This window comes from Fretibacterium sp. (genome assembly GCF_057312375.1).
This window is the reverse complement of record NZ_DBHLDX010000087.1, coordinates 1-6,463: the sequence shown is the minus strand read 5'-3', so window position 1 is coordinate 6,463 and position 6,463 is coordinate 1. Positions and strand designations below refer to the sequence as shown.

Genomic DNA, 6,463 nt, shown 5'->3' with positions numbered 1-6,463 from the left:
CGGAGGCGGCGCTGAAGCTCGCGCGGGCCGACCGGGAGCGGGCCGTCGCCGACCGGGACCTGGCCCAAATGCAGCTACGCCGGATGCGGAGCCTGAGGGCTTCCGGAGCCGCCAGCCAGCTCCAGCTGGACCAGGCCGAGCGGGAGGCCCGAACCACCGCGGCGGCCCTGCACAACGCCGAGGCGGCGATCGCCGTGCGAGAGGCGGAGCGCAAGGGCGCCCTGTCGCGGCTGAGCCGCTTCGGGGACGGCAAAGCCGGGCCCCAAACGACCGAGGCGAACGTCATCCCCATCTTCGCGCCCGCCGACGGCCGGGTGCTGCGCGTGATGCGGGAGAGCGAGGGCCCCCTGTCCGCCGGGACCCCCCTGATGGAGGTCGGGGACGTCGAGGGCGGGCTGGAGGTCGTCGTCGAGCTCCTGTCCTCGGAGGCCGTCCGCGTCGCGTCGGGCGACCGGGTCATCCTGTCGGGCTGGGGCGGGGATAGGCCCCTGAACGGCATCGTCGAGAAGGTCGAACCCTTCGCGTTCACCAAAGTTTCCGCCCTAGGGGTCGAGGAGCAGCGGGTGAACGTCGTCGTCCGATTCACCGACCTGACGGAGTCCCTCGGAAGGCTCGGACACGGCTTCCGCGTCGAGGCCAGGATCGTCGTGTGGGAGGACCGGGACGCCCTCACCGTGCCCTCCGGCGCGCTATTCCGCAACGACGGCAAACAGGCCGCCTTCGTGGTCGAGGACGGCATCGCGAGGCTTCGGACCGTCGAAACAGGGCGGGACAATGGCGTCGAAGCCCAGGTGCTGAACGGGCTTCGACCGGGAGAGCGGGTGGTCCTCTACCCCGCGTCGGACCTGGCCGACGGGGCGCGGGTCGTGGAACGGAAAGCGGGGAGCTGAGCGCAGCCGCACGCTGTCGGACCGTTGGAATCCGCTGACGCTCCCGCCCAAAAAAGATCCCTTGTTGATGCGAGGATCGTCGCCCGAAAGATCGGGGCCGCGGTCCTCGCGTCCTTTCGTCCGACTTGCAGAGGAAACGCTTGACGACGAAGCACTTTGTGGTTGAATAGGTTGAAAACGAAACGGGGAAGACGCCTTCCCCGTCGCTTTTGAAAGACCAGGAAGGGAGATGGGTTCATTTGTCCTGGCCCGTTTTGAAGTCCATAGCTTGCCGTAGCCTTTCCGTCGTCGTCCTCCTCGTTGCGGGGACGCTTTTTTCGACGCCGCTCGCCGCAGCCCCCAAGACGTCCGCGGACGCGCTCCCGCGCTCTGGGGACGTGGCATTGCAAGGGCCTGCCTCGACCGACCGGCCGACGGCCTCTGCCGACGTCAGCAGTGCCTTCGGGTTCGAGGACGTGGTCGCCCTGGCCCGCAGCTCGGCTGAGGCGGAGTACGTCCCCCCGACGCCGCTGCCCGCGTCCCTCCGCACGCTGAGCTACGACCAGTGGCGCTCCGTCCGCTTCAAGCCCGATCGCGCCCTGTGGCGGTTCGAGAACCTGCCCTTCGAGCTTCAGTTCTTTCACTCGGGCTTCTACTACGACCGCAACGTGAACATCAATGTCATCGAGGAGGGGCAGCCCGTCCCGGTCCCCTTCTCCACGGAGCTCTTTCAGTACCCCAACGACGACCTGAAGGCCCAGGTGGCCTCCACCGACGTGGGCTTCGCCGGGTTCCGCATCCACTACGCCCTCAACGACCCCAAGTACAAGGACGAGGTGACCGTCTTTCTGGGGGCCAGCTACTTCCGAGCCGTCGGCCGCGGCACGAAGTACGGCCTCTCCGCGCGTGGACTGGCTCTGAACACGGCGCTCCCCTCCGGCGAGGAGTTCCCATGGTTCCGCGAGTTCTGGGTCCAGAAGCCCGCAAGCGGCGACGCCGTGCTGACGGTCTACGCCCTGCTGGACAGCCCCAGCTGCGCCGGAGCCTACCGCTTCGTCATCGCTCCGGGGCCGGAGACCTCGATGCGCGAGGAGTTTCAGGTGTTCTTCCGCAAGGGCATCGAAAAGGCAGGGGTTGCCCCCCTCACCAGCATGTACTTCTACGGCGCCCCTGAGAACGGAAGGCGCGGAGACTACCGGCCCGAGGTCCACGACTCCGACGGCCTTCTGGTCCACAGGGACGACGACGTCTGGCAGTGGCGGGCCCTGCGCAACGGAGAGCGGCTGGGCGTCACCGACATCCCGGCGGAGCGGCTTCTGGGCTTCGGCCTGCTGCAGCGCGGTCGGAGCTTCGAGCGCTATCAGGACCTGGAGGCGGAGTACGAGAAACGACCTTCCCTCTGGGTCGAGCCCGATGGGGACTGGGGACCCGGCCGGGTCGAGCTGATCGAGATCCCCACGGACTCGGAGTACAACGACAACGTCGTGGCCTTCTGGCTCCCCAACCGCGAGAGCCCCGACGAGCCGCTCAAGGGCGCCTGCACGCTCTATTGGAGCGGGCTGGAGCACCGCCTGCACCCCCTGGGGCGCGTTGTGGCCACGCGGCAGGCGATGGGCGACCGCAAGAACTGGGTGCGCTTCCTCGTGGACTTCAAGGGCGGGGAGCTGAACGACCTGCCCCCGGACTCGGGGATCACCAGCATCGTGGAGGTCGAAGGGGCCAAGCTGGTGCAGAAGCACCTGGAGAAGAACTCCCGCACCGGCGGCTGGCGGCTCTCCTTCCAGGTGGAGGTGGACGCGGGTGGAGGCTTCTCCGTCTTTCCGGCCCTGCCGCCCGCGGTGCGCCTCTCCGCGGTCCTCAAGAAGGGGGAAAACCTTCCGGACCCCCTCACCGAAACCTGGACCTACGTGTTTGGGAGGTAGGGCCATGACCCCGACTCGCTGCGACCCTCAAGCCCCCCGCCCCGAGGAGGTCCTGCGGGACCGCCTGCTCCTCTACGTCCGGGCCCTTCGCCTCCCCCCGCGGGAGGGGCTGGAGCTGGTGCTGAAAACCATGGACGAGCTCTGCCCCTCTGGGACGAGCGAAACGCTCCCCGCTCATGCCGAGGATTGTGACATGAAGACCGCCATGGAGGCCCTGAGGGCGCTGTGCGCCGACCGTGGGCTCCTGCCCGACGCGGACGCCCTTCCGGTGCCCGTCCCGCCCTACAACCGGGGGTCGATGCCTCCGGCCCGCATCTCCATGACGCGCGGCGGATTTTCTCTGAGGGGCCTTATCAGGAGGCTCCGTCGGTCTGAGGAGGGCCGGACGCGATGACGCCCGCCCCAAACGCCCGGCCCGCCTGGCGTCGCTCCGCGCTCTGGCGCCGCTGCCTCTTTCTGTCGCTGATCGTCGTCCCCTCCGTCCTGGCCGCAGACTACATGTCCGCCCTGCTCCCCCACCAGGGCGGCGCGCCGGTGGAGCTGCTCCTGTGCGCCCTGTTCGGCGTCCTCTTCGCCTGGATCTCGACGGGGTTCTGGACGGCGCTCTTCGGGTTCTTCGTGCTGCTCTTCCGATACCAGGGCTACCGGATCATCGACCCCGACGCCCCCCTGCCGGACCTTCCACAGGACGTCCGAACGGCGGTGCTCATCCCCGTCTACAACGAGGACCCGAAAAACGTCGGCGCGGGCGTGGAGGCGATGTGGCGTTCCCTGTCCGCCACGGGACAGGAGGGCCGCTTCGACGTCTTCATCCTCAGCGACACCACGGACCCCGACGTCTGGGTGCGCGAGGAGGAGGCGTGGTACGGGCTGCGGGAGCGCCTGGGGATGGACGGGCACCTCTTCTACCGCCGCAGGCCCTCCAACGTGAAGCGAAAGAGCGGCAACGTCGCCAACTTCTGCCGCCGTTGGGGGCGAAACTACCGCTACATGATCGTGCTGGACGCGGACAGCGTCATGGCCGGGACGACTTGGGTGCGCATGGTGGACGCCATGGAGCGGAACCCGCGGATCGGAATCCTCCAGACGCCCCCCAGGGGGGTGAACCGGGAAACCCTGATCGCGCGGGTGCAGCAGTTCGCCAACAGCCTGTACGGCCCGATCTTTGCCGTCGGACAGAACTTCTGGCAGCTGGGTGACGCACAGTACTGGGGGCACAACGCCGTCATCCGAGTCGAGCCCTTCATGCGCTATTGCGAGCTGCCGAAGCTGCCGGGCCGGGGGCCCCTCAGCGGGGAGATCCTGAGCCACGACTTCGTCGAGTCCGCCCTGATGCGCCGCGCGGGCTACGAGGTGTGGCTGGCCTATGGAGTTGACGGCAGCTACGAGGAGACGCCCCCCACTCTGATCGACGAGCTGAAGCGCGACCGGCGCTGGTGCCAGGGGAACCTTCAGCACCTGCGCCTGATCTTCACCTACGGCTTCTTCCCCACGCACCGGGCCCTCTTCCTCAACGGCATCCTGTCCTACGGCTCCGCCCTGCTGTGGCTGATCTTCCTGATCGCAAGCTCCGTCCAGGCGCTGCTGGACGTCCTGGTGGAGCCCAACTACTTCCCGCAGCCCAACATGCTGTTCCCCCAGTGGCACGTCTGGTACCCGGAGTGGGCCCTGACCCTCCTGAGCTGCACGGCCCTCCTCCTCTTCCTGCCGAAGCTCCTCTGCCTGATCCACGCCCTGCTGATCGCGCGGAGCGCGCGGCGCTACGGCGGCGCGCTGCGGGTGCTGCTGGGCGTGGCGGGCGAAACGCTCCTCTCCATGCTACTGGCCCCCATACGCATGATCTGCCACAGCCGATTCGTCGTCGTGACCCTTCTGGGCTGGGGGACCGGCTGGGGAGGGCAGTCGCGGGACGACCGCGGGACGACGTGGGGCGAGGCGGTCCGGGCGCACTGGTGGGCGGTCCTCATCGGCCTGACGTGGGGCTGGCTGCTCCATCGGGTGACCCCGTCCTTCTTCCTCTGGCTCCTGCCCGTGGTCCTTCCGCTCGCGCTCTCCGTGCCGCTGTCCGTGTTCACCAGCCGGGCGTCCCTGGGCCGGGCCGCCGCCCGCCTCGGGTTGTTTGCCATCCCGGAGGAGCTCCACGCGCCCCGCGAGTTGACGGACAAGGCGGAGGCGTTGGCGGAACGCCGCCGCTACTCGCCCCTAGGCCTCCCCCAGGAGGAAGGCTTTCGCCGTGCCGTGGCGGACCCCCGAACAAATGCCCTGCACCGTGCCATGAACCGCCGCCTGAGAAGGCGTCTGGACCCTGCGCTGGTCGATCGGGCCCTGTCGGGAGAGCCCCTGTCCAAAGGCGAGAAGATGGCGCTGCTGAACAGCCCCGACTCGATGCGGGAACTGCACCGGAGGGTCTGGACGCTGCCGGAGCGGCAGAGCGCCCCCTGGGGCCTGTAGGACGAACCCCGCACCGGCGGCGCAGCCGCGCAAGAAATTCGGAAGGCCCTGAACGGCCGCGGGCATCGGCTTTACTTCAGGACGCCAACGAACTGGATGTTCTACATCTTCAAGAACGCAGAAAGGCCAGCCGCAGAGCGGCTGGCCTCGATTCAGACAGACCCTTAAGGTTTCACTTTTTCATTTTGCGGTCACTCATTCGCCCGCGTAATAATCCAGGCCGATGGGGTCGGGCGTTTCGCCCGCACTGTGCATCAGGCCAACCTGTTTAATCGCCCCGCCGCTCCAGACGAGGGTGCTCGTGCAGTCCGTGACGGAGGAGTCGTAGCCGTATCCGGCGATGCTCCCGATCTGGCTCGCGTTCCCCTTGATGGAACCGGACGTGGCGCAGCCGGTGATGCGATAGAGAGAGGGGGTCGGGTGCTCCTCCAGGAACGCCGACACGAAGAGGTTTCCGCCGATCAGCCCCCCGACCCGCTTCGACGAAGCCGAAACCGTGATGTCGACGTCGGCAGAGCAGTTCCGGATCAGGGTGGGGTTGCTCTTGTCGTAGTTGCCGGCGTGTCCCGTCAAGCCGCCGACCATGAAACTCTTTTCGGCCGAGGCATCGATGGTCGCCTTTACGGCGCAGTTCTCCATGACCGGCGACTCCTGGATGCAGCCGATCAGCCCTCCTACCGAGAAGGCCCCGAATCCCTTCGCCGTGACGTTCCCCGTCGCCGTGCAGGCGCGGACGGTCAGCCACTTGCCTCCCCCGCAGATGAGGCCGAGCCCCTGCATGCCCTTCCCGTTGGAGGTTACGCTCGCGTTGGCGGTGCAGTTTTCGATGGCGCCGTACCCCATTCCCACGATGCCGCCAACGGCGCCGACCGTGGAGCCTTCTATTCTGTTATTGCCGGTCAGCTTTATGTCGGTGACTCTGCCGTTGAGCGCCCCGACGACGCCCCCAACCATGCAGGCGCCTTTGACGTCCGCATTGTTGACGGTCAGGTTCCGGATGGACGTGAAGGTGGCATTGCCCATGACCAAGCCGAACAACCCGACGCTCCAGGTATCGGGGCGGTTGACGGTCAGATTCGAGATCGTGTGCCCGTTGCCGTCGAACCTGCCCACGAAGGCGAGAGAGGACTTGGCGGGCTCACTTTTTTCGGGGTCGTCGCTCTCCATGTTGAACGTGCCGATCGGGTCCCAGTTGCCGTACGACGACAGGTCGATGTCCGA

Annotated in this window: 5 protein-coding genes; 4 read left to right on the top strand and 1 reads right to left on the bottom strand. The window is 67.4% G+C overall.

Annotated elements, in window-relative coordinates; genetic code table 11:
• From ACO41U_RS09610 to mdoH, 4 genes are all read left to right on the top strand, one after another.
• Window positions 1-890, top strand: an 890-nt coding sequence (locus ACO41U_RS09610) for an efflux RND transporter periplasmic adaptor subunit (protein WP_485943515.1), incomplete at its 5' end; no start/stop codon positions are given.
• Between the two features lie 239 nt (window positions 891-1,129).
• Window positions 1,130-2,791, top strand: coding sequence for an OpgD/OpgG family glucan biosynthesis protein (locus ACO41U_RS09605; RefSeq protein ID WP_485943513.1), 1,662 nt, complete (start codon window positions 1,130-1,132; stop codon window positions 2,789-2,791).
• Between the two features lie 4 nt (window positions 2,792-2,795).
• Window positions 2,796-3,185, top strand: a complete 390-nt coding sequence (locus ACO41U_RS09600; RefSeq protein WP_015556067.1) for a hypothetical protein — start codon at window positions 2,796-2,798, stop codon at window positions 3,183-3,185.
• On the top strand, window positions 3,182-5,242 hold the full coding sequence (gene mdoH, locus ACO41U_RS09595) for a glucans biosynthesis glucosyltransferase MdoH (RefSeq protein ID WP_485943511.1): 2,061 nt from the start codon (window positions 3,182-3,184) through the stop codon (window positions 5,240-5,242). Before ACO41U_RS09600 ends, mdoH begins: the two co-directional genes overlap by 4 nt.
• A 195-nt stretch (window positions 5,243-5,437) precedes the next feature.
• On the opposite strand, the gene ACO41U_RS09590 is transcribed toward mdoH, so the two are convergent.
• The coding region (locus tag ACO41U_RS09590) for a GLUG motif-containing protein (RefSeq protein WP_485943509.1) at window positions 5,438-6,463 on the bottom strand (1,026 nt) is incomplete at its 5' end.